Source organism: Streptomyces sp. NPDC007875, from assembly GCF_042868035.1.
GTDB lineage: Bacteria > Actinomycetota > Actinomycetes > Streptomycetales > Streptomycetaceae > Streptomyces > Streptomyces antimycoticus.
Map to the genome: position 1 here is coordinate 165,050 of NZ_JBIADZ010000006.1, position 15,539 is coordinate 180,588.

The window sequence follows — 15,539 nt, forward strand, 5'->3', positions numbered from 1 at the left end:
AAAGGGGCTGGTCGGTCGTGCCTGAAGCCCGATCGTGGCAGGTCAGGGAGTGGCTGAGTCACCGGCTGAGCCGTGGGCGACGCGAGTTCGACCGCGCGCGCGGTCGCGGGCTGCGCGAATGGGACCGCGTGCGCGCCCGTATCCGGCGCGAATGGCGGCGCACGCCCCGGGAGCGGCAGCGGACCTGGCAGCTGGTGACGGTCTCCGCCGCGACCGGTCTGGTGGTCGCCGTGGTGTCGGTGCTCGTGGCCGGGCCCTGGGACGGCGGACAGCGGACGGCCGAACGCGCCCGCGCCGCCGAGGACCGGGCCCCGGGCGGCGGGCGGGACGGCGGTCCGGGGCGGCCCGCGCCCAGCGCCTCGCCCGTCCTGGCCGCGCTCGGCGCGCGCACCGCGCCCCGGTCGCCGGACAGCGGTGGGGACGCCGTGCCGCCGCCCACCGGGGCCGGGCTCGCGGATACGCTCGAACCGCTGCTGGAGGATCCCGCGTTGGGCGATGAGCGCTCGGTGGCGGTGATGGACGTGACCACCGGTCAGCAGGTGTTCGGCAGCAAGGCCGGTACGGCCACGGTCCCCGCCTCGACGATCAAGCTCGCGACCGGTGCCGCGGCCCTCTCCGCCCTCGGCCCGGACCACCGCATCAGGACCAGCGTCGTGGCGGGCGCGGGCAGAGACGACATCGTGCTGGTCGGCGGCGGCGACCCCACGCTCACCGCGCGGGCCGTCAAGGGGGACGACCACCCCGCCGCACTCCGCCAGTTGGCCGACGACACCGCCCGCGCACTCAAGAAGCGCGGCGCGGGCCCCTACCGGCTCGGCTACGACACCTCGCTCTACTCCGGGCCGAAGCTCCACCCGATCGGCCCCAACGAGAACCTCTCGCCCGTCGTCCCCCTGATGGCCGACGAGGGCCGTAAGGACGACAGCGACCACGGCCCGGCCCCGCGCGCCGAGGACCCGGCCGCCGACGCGGCCGGCACCTTCGCGTCGATGCTGCGCGACCGTGGTGTCCAGGTGAAGGACGGGCCCCGCTCGCGCAAGGCCGCCAAGGGCGCCCGTACGGTGGCCTCCGTCCGCTCCCAGCCGCTGTCCTCGCTCGTCGAGCGGATGCTGACCACCAGCGACAACGACATCGCGGAGGCCCTGTCCCGGCAGACCGCCCTCGCGGCCGGCAAGCCCGCCAGCTTCGAGGGCGGGGCGAAAGCCGTGACCCAGCGGCTGCGCAAGCTCGGGCTGCCGCTGAGCGGTGCCCGGATCGCGGACGGCAGCGGGCTCGACCGCGCCGACCATGTGTCCGCCGGGCTGCTCTCCCAGGTGCTGGTGCGCGCCGCCGACCGCGACCACCCCCAGCTCCGGTCGCTGCTCACCGGGCTGCCGGTGGCCGGTTTCAGCGGCACCCTGCGCACCCGCTACGCCCAGGACGCGGTCGGCCGGGGCGTGGTCCGCGCCAAGACCGGCACCCTCACCGGGGTCAACAGCCTCGCGGGCTCGGTCGTGGACGCGGACGGCCGGCTGCTGGTCTTCGCGTTCATGACCAACGGCACCACCGACGCCGACGGCGCCCAGCGCGCCCTGGACCGGATGGCCTCGGCCCTCGCCAACTGCGGCTGCCGCTGAGGGCGAGGGTGACCGGACGCGGGGGCGGCCACGCCACGGTGGCCGCCGTAAGGCCACGAGGGTGACCCGGACGCGGGGCGGTTGCCTGTGCGGACCCCGGTGTCCTCCCGGATGGGGCGCGGGCCACGTACCGTGAAGCCATGACGAGCATCGGTGGTGTGGAGATGGTCGACTGGAATCTCGCGGTCGCGACCGCGACCCGGCTGGTGCGCCCCGGGCCCGAGGTGAGTCGCGACGAGGCGCGTGCCGTCGTCGCGGAGCTGCGGCGGCACGCCAAGTCATCGGAGGAGCACGTCCGCGCGTTCACCCGGATGGCCGTCTCCGGCGGCCCGGCCTCGGACACCCCCGTCCTCGTCGTGGACCGCGCGGGCTGGATCAAGGCCAATGTGGCGGGCTTCCGGCAGATCCTCAAACCGCTGCTCGGCAAGATGCAGGACCGGCGCGGCGGGCTGCCCGGCGGTGCCGTGCTGGGCACGGTCGGCGGCAAGGTGACCGGGGTCGAGCTGGGGATGCTGCTGTCCTTCCTCGCCTCCCGGGTGCTCGGCCAGTACGAGACCTTCGCGCCCGCGACCCGCGAGCTGCCCGGCTCCCCGGGCGGCGGCCGGCTGCTCCTGGTGGCGCCCAACATCGTCCACGTGGAGCGCGAACTCGACGTGGCCTCGCACGACTTCCGGCTGTGGGTCTCGCTGCACGAGGAGACCCACCGCACCCAGTTCACCGCCGTGCCGTGGCTGCGCGACCACATCGAGTCCGAGATCCAGGCGTTCCTCGGCGAGACCGACGTGGACCCGGCCACCCTGGTGGAGCGGGTCCGCGAGGCCTTCCAGTCGCTGAGCGGCGGCCGTCCCGGTGACGAGCGGGACGAGGCGGACGGGGGCGGCGCGCCCAGCATCATCGAGCTGGTCCAGACCCCGGCCCAGCGGGAGATCCTGGCCCGGCTGACCGCGGTGATGTCGCTGCTGGAGGGCCACGCCGACTACGTCATGGACGGGGTGGGGCCGGAGGTCGTGCCATCCGTCGCGGAGATCCGGGAGAAGTTCCAGAAGCGCCGGGCCAGCGGCGCGGGCCGGCTCGACCAGGCGCTGCGCAAGCTGCTGGGGCTCGACGCCAAGCTGCGGCAGTACCGTGACGGTGAGCGATTCGTCCGGGCCGTGGTGAACGAGGTCGGCATGGACGGCTTCAACCGTGTCTGGACCTCTCCCAACACCCTTCCGACCAAGGCGGAGATCAGCAAACCCGCCGAGTGGGTCGCGCGGGTGCACCGTAAGGCGGAGTCCTAGAACCGGCACACTCCCGGCACACGCGGAAACGGACGAACGCCCCCTTTAATCACTCGTCCGAGGGACCGTTGGCGACGGGTAGGCGTGCGATGCTCGGGGAACAGCTCGCTTCTGTCACCATCGACATACGCAGCGTGACGAAGCGCCGCGTAACTCCTCGCCCCCGAGGCACCCCCTCGAATGACAGATGGGAAACGGACATGGGTCCCCATCCAGCGGTCGCCGCGATACGCCTCGCGGTCCGCCGCGTCCTCCACGACGTCCTCGTCGCCCACTCGGCCTCGTCCTCCTGCTCGCCCTCCGCCGCCTCTTCGCCTCCGACGCGTTCGGCCCCCGCCCCCCGCGGCTCCGCTCCGCGCGACGACGCGCCCCTCGTGCTCGCCGCCTGCTCCGGCGGCGCCGACTCCATGGCGCTCGCCTCCGCCCTCGCCTTCGAGGCCCCGCGGGCCGGGCTGCGCGCCGGCGGGGTCACCGTCGACCACGGCCTGCAGCAGGGCTCCGAGGCCCGCGCCGCCGAGGTCGCCGACCGGATGCGGGCGCTGGGCCTGGCGCCGGTCGAGGCGATCGCCGTGTCCGTCGGCCGCGGCGGCGGCCCCGAGGCCGCCGCCCGGGACGCCCGCTACGCCGCGCTGGACGGCGCCGCCGAGCGCCATGGCGCCACCGCCGTGCTGCTCGGCCACACCCGTGACGACCAGGCCGAGACGGTTCTGCTGGGCCTCGCCCGTGGCTCCGGCACCCGCTCGCTGTCCGGCATGGCCTGGGTCTCCGGGGCCGACGGCCGCTACCGCCGCCCGTTCCTCCAGCTGGACCGGCACACGGTCCGCGAGGCATGCCTGGCCCAGTCGCTGCCCGTCTGGGACGATCCGCACAACGTGGACCCGTCCTACACCCGCTCCCGGGTCCGCCACGAGGCGCTGCCCATCCTGGAGAAGGCGCTGGGCAAGGGCGTCGTCGAGGCGCTCGCCCGTACCGCCCAGCTCTCCCGCGACGACGCCGACGCCCTCGACGCCTGGGCCGCCCGCGCCGAGGCCGATGTGATGACCACCGCACCGGCGGCGGCCGGTGGTGCGCAGGCCGTGCATCTCGACACCGTCGGCCTGCACGGACTGCCCACCGCCGTCCGCCGCCGGGTACTGCGCCGCGCCGCCATCGCCGCGGGCGCGCCGGCCGGTTCGCTCTTCGCCCGGCACATCGAAGAGGTGGACCGGCTGATCACCGGCTGGCGGGGGCAGCGGGCCATCAACCTCCCCGGCCGCGTCGAGGTCCGTCGTGAGGGTGGCAGACTGGTCATCCGGCAGGGCTGATCCGCCCGAGCCAGATGAGCCGGTACGTCGAACGAAAGTGGCGCGGGTGGACGACAAGGACATGGGCACCGACCTGAAGTCGGTCCTCATCACCGAGGAAGAGATCAACGCGAAGCTGGCGGAGCTGGCGGCCATCATCGATGAGGAGTACGCGGGCAAGGATCTGCTGATCGTCGGCGTGCTCAAGGGCGCGGTCATGGTGATGGCGGATCTGGCACGTGCCCTGTCCACGCCCGTCACCATGGACTGGATGGCCGTGTCGTCCTACGGCGCGGGCACCCAGTCCTCCGGGGTGGTGCGTATCCTGAAGGACTTGGACACCGACATCAAGGGCAAACACGTCCTGATCGTCGAGGACATCATCGACTCCGGACTGACGCTGTCGTGGCTGCTGTCGAACCTGGGCTCGCGTGAGCCGGCCTCGCTGAACGTCTGCACCCTGCTGCGCAAGCCGGAGGCGGCCAAGGTCGCCATCAAGGTGAAGTGGGTCGGCTTCGACATCCCCAATGAGTTCGTCGTCGGCTACGGCCTGGACTACGCCGAGAAGTACCGGAACCTGCGGTTCGTCGGCACCCTGGCCCCCCACGTCTACGGCGGCTGACGGCGCCGCGGACCCCTGGGAACCTGGCGGGGTTTTCCGCCGTTGGAGCAGGGGAAGGCGGTTTTGTTAACAGTCCACGGCGGCGTCGGGTGACAATGCTGGGGTACCGTCCGAAGGTCAGTCTTTTTTGAGACTGAGGATTACACAGCTCATACACCGCAAATACACCGCACGCACGGGCGGCCCCTCCAGGGCTGCCGTGCCTCACTGTGGCAGGAGGGACGGGGCGGCTTCGCCCCGTATGGATGGACGTGAAGCGCTACTTCCGTGGGCCGGTCATGTGGATCGTGCTGGCCGTCCTCGCCGTGGTCGTGTTGATGCAGGTCGTCGGCTCGTCCGGCGGCTACAAGTCGGTGGACACCAGTCAGGTCGTCAAGGCGATCAACCAGAACCAGGTCCAGTCCGCCGAACTGACGACCGGCGACGAGCACAAGGTAAAGATCAAGCTCAAGGACAACGTCGCCAAGATCTCGGGCAGCGACAAGCTCCAGGCCACCTACATCGGTGACCAGGGCGTCGACCTCGCCAAGACTCTGCAGGCCAATGCCCAGAAGCCCAATGGGATCCCCGACGGGTACAACGTCTCGACGTCGAAGCAGAACCCCTTCGTCGGGATTCTGCTCTCGCTGCTCCCGTTCGTGCTGATCGTCGTGGTCTTCCTGTTCCTGATGAATCAGATGCAGGGCGGCGGCTCCCGGGTGATGAACTTCGGGAAGTCGAAGGCCAAGCTGATCACCAAGGACACGCCGAAGACGACGTTCACCGATGTGGCGGGCGCCGACGAGGCGGTCGAGGAGCTCCAGGAGATCAAGGAGTTCCTGCAGGAGCCGGCGAAGTTCCAGGCCGTGGGCGCCAAGATCCCCAAGGGTGTGCTGCTCTACGGCCCGCCCGGTACGGGTAAGACGCTGCTCGCGCGCGCCGTCGCGGGCGAGGCGGGTGTCCCCTTCTACTCGATCTCCGGCTCCGACTTCGTCGAGATGTTCGTGGGTGTGGGTGCCTCCCGTGTCCGCGACCTGTTCGAGCAGGCCAAGACCAACGCCCCGGCCATCGTCTTCGTCGACGAGATCGACGCCGTCGGCCGGCACCGCGGTGCGGGCATGGGCGGCGGCCATGACGAGCGCGAGCAGACGCTGAACCAGCTGCTCGTCGAGATGGACGGCTTCGATGTGAAGGGCGGGGTCATCCTGATCGCCGCCACCAACCGGCCCGACATCCTCGACCCGGCGCTGCTGCGCCCGGGCCGCTTCGACCGGCAGATCGCCGTCGACCGCCCGGACATGCAGGGCCGGCTGGAGATCCTCAAGGTCCACCAGAAGGGCAAGCCGGTCGCCCCGGACGTCGACCTGTCGGCCGTCGCCCGTCGCACCCCCGGCTTCACCGGTGCCGATCTGTCGAACGTGCTGAACGAGGCCGCCCTGCTGACGGCCCGCAGTGACAAGAAGCTGATCGACAACCACTTCCTGGACGAGGCGATCGACCGTGTCGTCGCCGGTCCGCAGAAGCGGACCCGGATCATGAGCGACAAGGAGAAGAAGATCACCGCGTACCACGAGGGCGGTCACGCCCTGGTCGCGGCGGCTTCTCCGAACAGCGACCCGGTGCACAAGGTCACGATCCTCTCCAGAGGCCGGGCCCTGGGCTACACCATGGTCCTGCCGGACGAGGACAAGTACTCGACCACGCGCAACGAGATGCTGGACCAGCTCGCCTACATGATGGGCGGCCGGGCGGCCGAGGAGCTCGTCTTCCACGACCCGACCACGGGCGCGTCCAACGACATCGAGAAGGCGACCACCACCGCTCGCGCGATGGTCACGCAGTACGGCATGACCGAGCGGCTCGGCGCGATCAAGTTCGGCTCCGACAACTCCGAGCCCTTCCTCGGCCGTGAGATGGCTCACCAGCGCGACTACTCGGAAGAGGTCGCCGCGCTGGTGGACGAGGAGGTCAAGAAGCTCATCGAGGCCGCGCACAACGAGGCCTGGGAGATTCTCGTCGAGAACCGGGACGTCCTGGACAACCTGGTGCTGGCGCTGCTGGAGAAGGAGACGCTGAACAAGGAGGAGATCGCCGAGATCTTCACCCCGGTCATCAAGCGCCCGGCCCGCCCGGCGTGGACCGGCTCCTCGCGGCGTACGCCCTCGACCCGTCCGCCGGTGCTCTCCCCCAAGGAGCTGGCCCCGGCCAACGGTGCCCAGCCCACCTCGGCGGCTTCGCTGACCAAGAGCACCACCCCGGAGGACGCCGCCGAGCGTCCCGAGGGCTCGGGCTCCGGTTCGGAGAGCTGATCCCCACCACCGGGGGCGGTATCCGTCCCCGGTGGCCCCGGAATGAATGCCGCGTTCACCAGGTTCTAGCCTGGTGAACGCGGCATTTACGCGTTCGTTGTGTGTATGTGAGGAACGAGGCAGCTCCATGACCGACCCGGTGACACTGGACGGCGAGAGCCCCATTGGCGTGTTCGACGAGAAGCGCGCCGAGAACGCGATCCGCGAGCTGCTGATCGCCGTTGGCGAGGACCCCGACCGGGAGGGGCTGCGCGAGACGCCGGGCCGGGTGGCCCGGGCGTACAAGGAGATCTTCGCGGGGCTGCGCCAGGAGCCCGAGGACGTCCTGACCACCACCTTCGACCTGGGCCATGACGAGATGGTGCTGGTCAAGGACATCGAGGTGATGTCCTCCTGCGAGCACCACCTGGTGCCCTTCGTGGGCGTGGCCCATGTGGGCTATATCCCGTCCCATGACGGCAAGATCACCGGGCTGTCCAAGCTGGCCCGGCTGGTCGATGTCTTCGCCCGCCGCCCGCAGGTCCAGGAGCGGCTGACCACCCAGATCGCCGAATCCCTGATGCGGATACTGGAGCCGCGCGGGGTCATCGTGGTGGTCGAGTGCGAGCACATGTGCATGACCATGCGCGGGGTGCGCAAGCCCGGCGCCAAGACCCTCACCTCGGCCGTCCGCGGCCAGCTGCGCGACTCGGCCACCCGGGCCGAGGCGATGAGCCTCATCATGGCCCGCTGAGCGGCTCCGGGCGCCTCAGCCGCGTATGAGCGGCTCTCAGCCGCGTATGAGCGGCTCCCGGCGTCTCAGCCGCGTATGAGAGCCTCAGCCCTGCTCTACGAGGCCCGTACGGGTCGGCTCGTGGCCTTTGGGCCTCTGCTGCGCCTCAGGCGCGGGCCGCGGCGCTCGGGCCGTTGCCGTCGTTGTCGTCGTCCTCCGGGAGCTTGAGGACCCGCTCCAGGAAGAACGCGGCCGCCACCACCCCCGCGGCCGCCAGCACCGAGGCCCCGGCGTAGATCGCCTGATCCCGGCGGGCGGGCACATCGAGCTGTTCCATGGCCAGGAAGACGCCCGCCCCGCCGTACATCCCCGCGATCAGCGCCGCCACCAGCGCGCTGGCCTGCCCGAAGACCACCGCGCGGGCGGCCACCATCGGGTCCACGCCCTTGGCGCCTGGCTGCCGCTCCCGCTGGGCGCGCAGCCGGGACCGCAGCGACAGCGCGGTGGCGGCCAGCACGACCGCGATCAGGGCCAGCACGATCGGCGCGGCCACCGGGACGCTCGGCAGCGACCCGAACGTGTCCCACAGCCGGGCGCCCGCCCACGACACCACACCGGCCACGGCGAACAGCCCGACCAGCACCCCGATCCGAAGTTGCTTCACCGAGCGGTCGCCCCTCAATTCAGTACGTGCCAACGTGTCCGGAACCTATCCGGATCAACGTCTACTCGGGCAGTCGCAGTTCCAGATCGGTGCGGACCCGGACACCTTCCTGGCCCATCGCGGCCAGCAGCCCCGCGACCGCCCCGCGCCCGGGGACCTCGGCCTGCGGATCCACGTCGTTCCACGGCACCAGCACGAAGGCGCGCTCATGGGCGCGCGGATGCGGCAGGGTCAGTCGGGGGTCGTCGGACACCACGTCCTGATACGCCACGATGTCCACGTCGATGGTGCGCGGGCCCCAGCGCTCGTCCCGCACCCGCTCGAACGCCTCCTCGATCGCGTGGCCGCGCTCCAGCAGCGAGGAGGGCGGCAGCGTCGTCTTGATCAGCACCACCGCGTTGAAGTACGTGGCCTGGGTGCCGGGCTCCACGCCCCACGGGTCCGTCTCGTACACCGGCGATACGGCCTTGACCCGCAGGCCCGGGGTGTCCTCCAGCGCGTCGATGGCGCCCTGGAGGGTCTCCAGGCGGTTGCCCAGATTGCTGCCGAGCGAGATCACCGCTCGTTTGGGGTTGCTCAACGTCATATCGGCGGCGTCCACCTGCTCCACCACGGAGATGGGAACGGGCTGCACGGTCGGGTCGCTGCTGCTCATACTCGGCTCCGGGTGATGGTGATGGTCACGTCGTCGAAGGGCACGGTGATCGGGGCCTGGGGCTTGTGCACCACGACCTCGACCTCCCGCACCACGTCGTGCTTGAGGCACCGGTCCGCGATCCGTTCGGCCAGCGTCTCGATCAGATCGACCGGCTCACCCCGCACCACGGCGATGACCTCTTCCGCCACCACGCCGTAGTGCACGGTCTTGCCGAGGTCGTCGTCGGCCGCGGCGGGCCGAGTGTCCAGGCCGAGCACGAGGTCCACGACGAAGTCCTGGCCCTCCTCGCGCTCATGGGGTAGCACGCCGTGGTGCCCGCGAGCCTTCAGGCCGCGCAGCGCGACACGATCCACCTGAATCACTCCTGCTGGTCGTCGGTACGCGGGCACGCCCTCCTGGCCGGAGCGCACCACCCGTCCCCTGCCGTCTGCGGGGGTACCTGCCTCGCAATCTACCTGCGGGCCCCGGCGGCATTCGCCCATGGGGTGGGCGGTGCCGGCTGCCGACGCTCCGCGCCACAGCCTTCTACCCCCACCTCGCGGGGCTCGAACGGGGTCGGGTCAGCCCGGCAACAACCCGTCGTCGGCGGGGCCTTCGGGACCACCCGGCTCCTCGTCGTCACTCTCCGCGAGCACCGGGGAGCCGTGGTGCGACCAGACCTTCCAGCCGTCCTCCGTGCGGCGGAACACATTCGTGGCCACGACCAGCTGGCCGACCAGCGGCCCGAGCTGGCCCTCCTCCTCCGCGGGGGCGCCGCTGAGGATGTTCTCGGTGCAGGTCACCAGGGCGGTGTCGGCCATCACCGACACCTCGACATCCGTCAGGAAGAACTGGATGTAGTCCGTGTTGGCCATGATCAGCGCATAGGAGCGGAGCACCTCGCCCCGGCCGCGCAGCACCGGCCAGCCCGGGTGGACACAGGACACCTCGGTGTCGGGGGAGTCCAGCCACAGCCGCTGCAGCGTGGTGTGGTCGCCCTGCTCCATGGCGTCGTACAGCGCGGTGTTCACCTGCGCCACACGTTCGTTGTCCGTTAGGGAAGTCACAGCGCTCCCGCCGTGTTTTCGGCCCGCTCGATGGCCCGCGCCACGCGCACCGCGTCCGCGCTGGCCCGTACCTCGTGTACCCGGACGGCCCAGGAGCCTTCGCGCGCCGCGAGCGCGGTGACCGCCGCCGTGGCGGCGTCCCGCTCCCGGGCGGGTGGCGGGCTGCCCCCGTCACCGGCCAGGACGCGCCCCAGGAACCGCTTGCGGGAGGCCGCCACCAGCAGCGGCCGGCCCAGCTCCCGCAGCGCGGACAGATGGGCGACCAGGGTCAGGTCGTGCCCGGCGTCCTTGGCGAAGCCCAGGCCCGGGTCGATCACGATCCGCTCCGGGTCGATACCGCCCGCTACGGCCTGTTCCAGGCTGCTGCGCAGCTCGGCGACGACCTCGCCGACCACGTCCGCGTACACCGCCCGGTTGTTCATGTCGATCGACTGGCCGCGCCAGTGCATCACCACGAACGGCACCCCCGCCCCGGCCACCATGGGCACCATCGCGGGGTCGGCGCCGCCGCCGCTTACGTCGTTGACCAGCCGGGCCCCGGCCGCCAGGGCCCGCTCGGCCACCGCGGCCCGCATGGTGTCCACGCTGATCACGGCGCCGGCCGCGGCCAGCTCCCGGACGACCGGGATCACCCGGCGCAGCTCCTCGGCCTCGTCGACGCGCGCCGCGCCGGGCCGGGTCGACTCACCGCCGACGTCCACCAGGTCGGCCCCGGCGGCGACCAGATCGAGACCGTGTTTGACGGCCAATTCGGTGTCGAACCACCGGCCGCCGTCGGAGAAGGAGTCCGGCGTGACGTTCACCACGCCCATCACCGCGCACCGGTCCCACTCCGGTAGTCCGGCCACCCGGCCCCGCCCATGCAACGTGCTCATGTGCCCAGCCTAGGCGTAGGGGGTGTCTTCTGGATCAGGCCGCCTGCTGCAGCCCCCGCCCGTCGGCCAGCTGCCGATGGGCGCAGGGCCGGGGCTCGGGACGCGGTCCGCGGCGCAGCAGCCGGGGCAGGGCCAGCGAGACGAAGCCCTCGGCCTGCATCGCGGCCAGGCCGATCCGGGGCAGGTCGCGGGTGTTGCGGAAGACCACGAAGCGCGGCTCCCAGCGCGGCTGGAACTTGGCGTTGAACTTGTACAGCGACTCGATCTGGAACCAGCGGGAGAGGAACACCAGCAGCGCCCGCCAGCCGCGCAGCACCGGGCCCGCGCCCAGCTTCTCGCCGCGCGCCAGCGCCGAGCGGAACATCGCGAAGTTCAGCGACACCCGCTTCACGCCCAGCTCGGGGGCGGCCTGCAGCGCGGCCACGATCAGCAGCTCGTTCATGCCCGGGTCGGCGCTCCGGTCGCGCCGCATCAGCTCCAGGGACATCCCGTCCGGGCCCCACGGCACGAAGTGCAGCACGGCCTTGAGGTCCCCGTACGGACCCTCCTCGGCGCCCTCGTCGGCGCCCTCGTCGGCGGCCTTGTGGGCGGTGGCGATGACCGCGTCCCCGTCCGCCGGGTCGCCGATCCGGCCCAGCGCCATCGAGAAGCCGCGCTCGGTGTCGGTGCCCCGCCAGTCGGCGGCGGCGCGCCGGATGGCCTCCAGCTCCTCGGGGCCCAGGTCGGCGGCGCGCCGCACCCGGGTCTGGTAGCCGGCCCGCTCGATCCGCTTGACCATCTGGCGTACGTTGCGCATGGCGCGCCCGGACAGGGTGAAGTCCGCCACATCGACGATGGCCTCGTCGCCGAGTTCGAGCGCGTCCAGGCCGGTCTCCCGGGTCCACACCTCGCCGCCGGTCTCGCTGCAGCCCATCACCGCCGGGGTCCAGGAGTGGGCCCGCGCCTCCTCCATGAAGCAGGCGATCGCGCCGGGCCATGCCTCGACGTCGCCGACCGGGTCGCCGCTGGCGAGCATCACCCCGGAGACCACGCGGTAGCAGACCGCGGCCTTGCCGCTGGGGGAGAAGACCACGGCCTTGTCGCGGCGGAGCGCGAAGTGGCCGAGCGAGTCGCGGCGCCCGTGGGCGGCGAGCAGCTCCCGCAGCCGTTCCTCGTCCCCGGGGGTGAGGCGGGCGGCGGGGTGCTCGGGGCGGAAGGCGAGATAGGCGGTGGTGGCGACGGTCAGCAGGCCCAGCGCACCGAGTGAGTAGCCGACCGTGTAGTCCGCGCCGTGGCGGTAGTCGACCGGCCCCTCGAAGCCGAACAGGCCCCACAGGACGTGTTCCAGCTGCGCGCCGAGCGACGGGCTTCCTTCGATGGCGTCCGGATGCGAACGGACGATGAGCAGTCCCACGGTGACGCTGACCGCGCCCAGACCCACGAAGTTGGCCAGTGCCATCCAGCGGCTGCGCGGATCGGGCAGTGCCGCGAACTCGGCGCGGTGGCGGATCAGCACCCCCATCAGGACGAGGGAGAGGACCATGCCGATGACCGAGTGCCGGTAGAGCAGCTGGGCGGCCGCGCCGACGGGCAGCAGCCCCACGGCGGCGACCCAGGCCCGCCGCTTACGCCGTTTGAGGCCGTGGGCCAGCATCAGCAGCAGCAGACCGACCACGATCGAGGCGGCGGCCGCCAGCGAGCTCACGGCGCCCGGCAGCAGCTCGGCCAGCGCGTGCACCCTGCTGTGGCGCAGCCGGGGGAAGACGATGTCCATCAGCCCGATGAGAGTGCAGGCGGTGCCGACGACCGTGGGCATCGCCTCCGGCCTGGGGCCGCGCAGCAGGCGCCGTATCCGGTTGGGAACCTCTCCGGACGTTTCGGCATCTTGACTGTCAGGCATCTGCATTCCCGTCGCTTCGGTCAAGAGGATCTTTGGTTCTGTTGCGTGGCATCCGCACGATTTGCGCCCTGATAGACGCCATTTGAGGCAGCGGGGTTCCAACCGCGGCACGGGGGAGCCGGCCGCCCGGCAGAAAGATAGTGATGGGTCTCACGAGCAACAACCTCGTGATCGCGGCGGTCGTCGCGGCGTTGCTGCTGTTCGCGGCCACGATATGGCTGTGGCCCCGGTTGTCCGGGCGCGGAGTGGCTCCCGTGCTCGGCCGGGTCGGCATGTTACTGGGGACGCAGCTGACCGTGTTCGCGGCGTTCGGATTGTTCGCCAATCAGTCGTTCGGCTTCTACGGTTCCTGGTCCGACCTCTTCGGTACGCAGGACGAGCCGGGTGTCGTGGTGGACCACGACACCCCGGGCACCCGGGTGCGGGTCACCGAGACCCGCCATCTGGCCGTGGACGGCGGCTCGTCGCCCAAGATCGCCGGGCGTGTCGAGAAGGTGAACATCCAGGGGCCGGTCTCCGGGATCGCGAGCCCCGCGTACATCTATCTGCCCCCGGAGTACTTCCGGCCCGAGTACGCCCGGCGGACCTTCCCCGCCGCCCTGGTGCTGACCGGATACCCGGGCACCACCGAAGCCCTCATCAATGGCCTGAAATACCCCCAGAACTCGCACAAGCTGGTCAAAGCGGGGAAGATGCAGCCACTCGTCCTGGTGATGATGCGGCCGACGGTCGCGCCGCCGCGCGACACCGAGTGCGTGGACGTGCCGGATGGGCCGCGGACCGAGACGTTCTTCACCAAGGACCTGCCGAAGGCGGTGGCCGACCACTACCGCGTCGGTCAGCGGGCCCGTAACTGGGGCGTCATCGGAAGTTCCACCGGCGGCTACTGCGCCCTGAAGATGGCGATGCGCCACCCCGACGCGTTCTCCGCGGCGGCCGGGCTCTCCCCGTCGTACAAGGCCCCGATCGACGCGACCACGGGCGATCTCTTCGGCGGCAGCAAGCGGCTGGAGCGGGAGAACGACCTGATGTGGCGGCTGTCCCACAAGCCGGCGCCGCCGGTGTCGCTGCTGGTCTCCAGCAGTGAGCACGGTGAGCAGAACTACCAGGACACCGTGCGCTTCGTGAACAAGGTGAAGCGGCTGAACCGGCGCGGGGAGCCGACCCGGATCTCGTCGATCATCCTGGGCACCGGCGGCCACAACTTCAACACCTGGAAGCGGGAGGTCCCCGCCGCGCTGGAGTGGCTCGGCGGCCGCCTCAGCGACCGCTGAGCGTCCGGGGCTCCCCCGACGCCCCCGAAAGCCTCTGGAAGGCGTCGGGGAATCCAGGGGAGTCCGGAGTCCGGGGAAGCCCGGGGAGTCCTACACGTCGGCGACGGTCTGCAATTGGACGTCCCCGCGGGCAATGCCGCCCGCGTCGGCGTCGATCGAGCGGCGGAGGGCCTCATGGAGCCGGGCCGGGGTGAGGACGCCGAGGAAGCGGTCCTCGTCCAGGACCGCGATCCAGCCCGCGTCATGCTGCAGCATCGTGCTGAACGCCTGCTTGAGCGGCGCCCCGACCGGCAGCCACGCCTCCATCCGGCGCGCCTGGTCCCGTACGGTCCCCTTCGGGCCGTCGGCCGCGCCCGCAGGGATCCAGCCGTGCAGCCGCTCCGCGTCGTCCAGGACGACGGCCCAGCGCGCCCCGTCCGAGGCCAGCCGGGCGGCCGCCTTGGGGAGCGGGTCGTCCAAGTGGACGACGGGCGGCTGCTCCAGGTCGCCCGGCTCGATGGGGGTGACCGACAGCCGCTTCAGCCCGCGGTCCGCGCCGACGAAGTCGGCCACGTACGGGGTGGCGGGCGCGCCCAGCACCGTGGCCGGGGTGTCGAACTGCTCGATCCGCCCCGAGCCGTAGACCGCGATGCGGTCTCCGAGCCGGACCGCCTCCTCTATGTCATGGGTGACGAAGAGCACCGTCTTACGCACCTGTGACTGAAGTCGCAGGAATTCGTTCTGCAGATGTTCGCGCACGACCGGGTCGACCGCGCCGAACGGCTCGTCCATCAGCAGCACCGGCGGATCCGCGGCCAGCGCGCGGGCCACGCCGACGCGCTGCCGCTGGCCTCCGGAGAGCTGGTCGGGGTAGCGGTCGCCGTATACGGACGGGTCGAGGCCGACCAGGTCGAGCAGCTCGGCGGCGCGCTCCCGCCCCTTCTTCCGCTGCCAGCCCAGGAGATGCGGCACGGTGGAGGTGTTCTCGAGCACGGTCTTGTGCGGGAACAGCCCGACCTGCTGGATGACATAGCCGATACGGCGGCGCAGGGCTACCGGATCGGCCTCGGCGATGTCCTCGCCGTCCACCAGAATCCGCCCCGATGTCGGCTCGATGAGCCGGTTCACCATCTTCATCGTGGTCGTCTTGCCGCAGCCCGAGGGGCCGACCAGGGTGACCAGCTCACCCTCCGCCACCTCGAAGGAGAGGTCGTCCACGGCCGTCGTGCCATCGGGGTAGCGCTTGGTGACATGCTCGAAACGGATCATGGCTCCTCATTGTTGCCGCATTCGTGGCAGACATTGTTGCTGTTGTGTGGCGATCGGACGAGATTGTCATCTCTCGGGGTTAGGGTCACCAGGA

The 15,539-nt window shown here is 71.3% G+C and carries 14 protein-coding genes; 7 read left to right on the forward strand and 7 right to left on the reverse strand.

The window, feature by feature from the left end:
• The first annotated feature begins 17 nt into the window (after nt 1–17).
• From dacB to folE, 6 genes are all read left to right on the forward strand, one after another.
• Nucleotides 18–1,616 carry a D-alanyl-D-alanine carboxypeptidase/D-alanyl-D-alanine-endopeptidase gene (gene dacB, locus ACFYOY_RS15365; RefSeq protein ID WP_351881934.1) on the forward strand — a complete coding sequence of 533 codons (1,599 nt, stop codon included), beginning with the start codon at nt 18–20 and terminating at the stop codon, nt 1,614–1,616.
• A gap of 140 nt (nt 1,617–1,756) precedes the next feature.
• Nucleotides 1,757–2,896: a zinc-dependent metalloprotease gene (locus ACFYOY_RS15370; protein WP_351881932.1), complete on the forward strand. Its 1,140-nt coding sequence runs from the start codon at nt 1,757–1,759 to the stop codon at nt 2,894–2,896.
• Nucleotides 2,897–3,096: 200 nt separating this feature from the next.
• Nucleotides 3,097–4,200 carry a tRNA lysidine(34) synthetase TilS gene (gene tilS / locus ACFYOY_RS15375; protein WP_351881930.1) on the forward strand — a complete coding sequence of 368 codons (1,104 nt, stop codon included), beginning with the start codon at nt 3,097–3,099 and terminating at the stop codon, nt 4,198–4,200.
• 61 nt (nt 4,201–4,261) lie between these two features.
• Entirely contained in the window at nt 4,262–4,801 is a 540-nt protein-coding gene (gene hpt / locus ACFYOY_RS15380) for a hypoxanthine phosphoribosyltransferase (protein ID WP_351882262.1), read from the forward strand.
• 245 nt (nt 4,802–5,046) lie between these two features.
• Nucleotides 5,047–7,089, forward strand: a complete 2,043-nt coding sequence (gene ftsH / locus ACFYOY_RS15385) for an ATP-dependent zinc metalloprotease FtsH (RefSeq protein ID WP_351881928.1) — start codon at nt 5,047–5,049, stop codon at nt 7,087–7,089.
• A 127-nt stretch (nt 7,090–7,216) separates the two neighbouring features.
• Nucleotides 7,217–7,822: a GTP cyclohydrolase I FolE gene (gene folE / locus ACFYOY_RS15390; RefSeq protein WP_093462846.1), complete on the forward strand. Its 606-nt coding sequence runs from the start codon at nt 7,217–7,219 to the stop codon at nt 7,820–7,822.
• Between the two features lie 145 nt (nt 7,823–7,967).
• Here the strand turns inward: folE and ACFYOY_RS15395 are convergent, their stop codons facing one another.
• The 6 genes from ACFYOY_RS15395 to ACFYOY_RS15420 form a co-directional block, all read right to left on the reverse strand.
• A complete protein-coding gene (locus ACFYOY_RS15395; RefSeq protein WP_351881926.1) occupies nt 7,968–8,465 on the reverse strand; it encodes a DUF3180 domain-containing protein in 498 nt (165 codons plus the stop codon).
• Nucleotides 8,466–8,526: 61 nt separating this feature from the next.
• Complete coding sequence (gene folK / locus ACFYOY_RS15400; RefSeq protein ID WP_351881924.1) at nt 8,527–9,120, reverse strand: 2-amino-4-hydroxy-6-hydroxymethyldihydropteridine diphosphokinase; 594 nt, start codon at nt 9,118–9,120, stop codon at nt 8,527–8,529.
• A complete protein-coding gene (gene folB / locus ACFYOY_RS15405; RefSeq protein ID WP_351881922.1) occupies nt 9,117–9,476 on the reverse strand; it encodes a dihydroneopterin aldolase in 360 nt (119 codons plus the stop codon). Before folB ends, folK begins: the two co-directional genes overlap by 4 nt.
• Nucleotides 9,477–9,683: 207 nt before the next feature.
• Nucleotides 9,684–10,169, reverse strand: a complete 486-nt coding sequence (locus ACFYOY_RS15410) for a nuclear transport factor 2 family protein (protein ID WP_014061652.1) — start codon at nt 10,167–10,169, stop codon at nt 9,684–9,686.
• Complete coding sequence (folP, locus tag ACFYOY_RS15415) at nt 10,166–11,044, reverse strand: dihydropteroate synthase (protein WP_351881920.1); 879 nt, start codon at nt 11,042–11,044, stop codon at nt 10,166–10,168. Before folP ends, ACFYOY_RS15410 begins: the two co-directional genes overlap by 4 nt.
• Before the next feature lie 34 nt (nt 11,045–11,078).
• Nucleotides 11,079–12,923, reverse strand: coding sequence for a phosphatidylglycerol lysyltransferase domain-containing protein (locus ACFYOY_RS15420; RefSeq protein WP_351881918.1), 1,845 nt, complete (start codon nt 12,921–12,923; stop codon nt 11,079–11,081).
• Nucleotides 12,924–13,066: 143 nt separating this feature from the next.
• Here ACFYOY_RS15420 and ACFYOY_RS15425 point away from each other — a divergent pair, with 143 nt between their 5' ends.
• Entirely contained in the window at nt 13,067–14,197 is a 1,131-nt protein-coding gene (locus ACFYOY_RS15425; RefSeq protein ID WP_351881916.1) for an alpha/beta hydrolase-fold protein, read from the forward strand.
• Between the two features lie 90 nt (nt 14,198–14,287).
• On the opposite strand, the gene ACFYOY_RS15430 is transcribed toward ACFYOY_RS15425, so the two are convergent.
• The gene (locus ACFYOY_RS15430) at nt 14,288–15,445 is read right to left on the reverse strand and encodes a betaine/proline/choline family ABC transporter ATP-binding protein (RefSeq protein ID WP_351881914.1); all 1,158 of its coding nucleotides are present in this window, start codon (nt 15,443–15,445) and stop codon (nt 14,288–14,290) included.
• Nucleotides 15,446–15,539 lie beyond the last annotated feature (94 nt).

Bases quoted from the DNA above. Each gene is read 5' to 3' on its own strand.
- folK (WP_351881924.1), bottom strand. From the start codon at position 9,120: ATGAGCAGCAGCGACCCGACCGTGCAGCCCGTTCCCATCTCCGTGGTG.
- ACFYOY_RS15420 (WP_351881918.1), bottom strand. From the start codon at position 12,923: ATGCCTGACAGTCAAGATGCCGAAACGTCCGGAGAGGTTCCCAACCGG.
- hpt (WP_351882262.1), top strand. From the start codon at position 4,262: ATGGGCACCGACCTGAAGTCGGTCCTCATCACCGAGGAAGAGATCAAC.
- ACFYOY_RS15430 (WP_351881914.1), bottom strand. From the start codon at position 15,445: ATGATCCGTTTCGAGCATGTCACCAAGCGCTACCCCGATGGCACGACG.
- ACFYOY_RS15425 (WP_351881916.1), top strand. From the start codon at position 13,067: ATGGGTCTCACGAGCAACAACCTCGTGATCGCGGCGGTCGTCGCGGCG.
- ftsH (WP_351881928.1), top strand. From the start codon at position 5,047: ATGGACGTGAAGCGCTACTTCCGTGGGCCGGTCATGTGGATCGTGCTG.
- tilS (WP_351881930.1), top strand. From the start codon at position 3,097: ATGGGTCCCCATCCAGCGGTCGCCGCGATACGCCTCGCGGTCCGCCGC.
- folP (WP_351881920.1), bottom strand. From the start codon at position 11,044: ATGAGCACGTTGCATGGGCGGGGCCGGGTGGCCGGACTACCGGAGTGG.
- ACFYOY_RS15370 (WP_351881932.1), top strand. From the start codon at position 1,757: ATGACGAGCATCGGTGGTGTGGAGATGGTCGACTGGAATCTCGCGGTC.
- folE (WP_093462846.1), top strand. From the start codon at position 7,217: ATGACCGACCCGGTGACACTGGACGGCGAGAGCCCCATTGGCGTGTTC.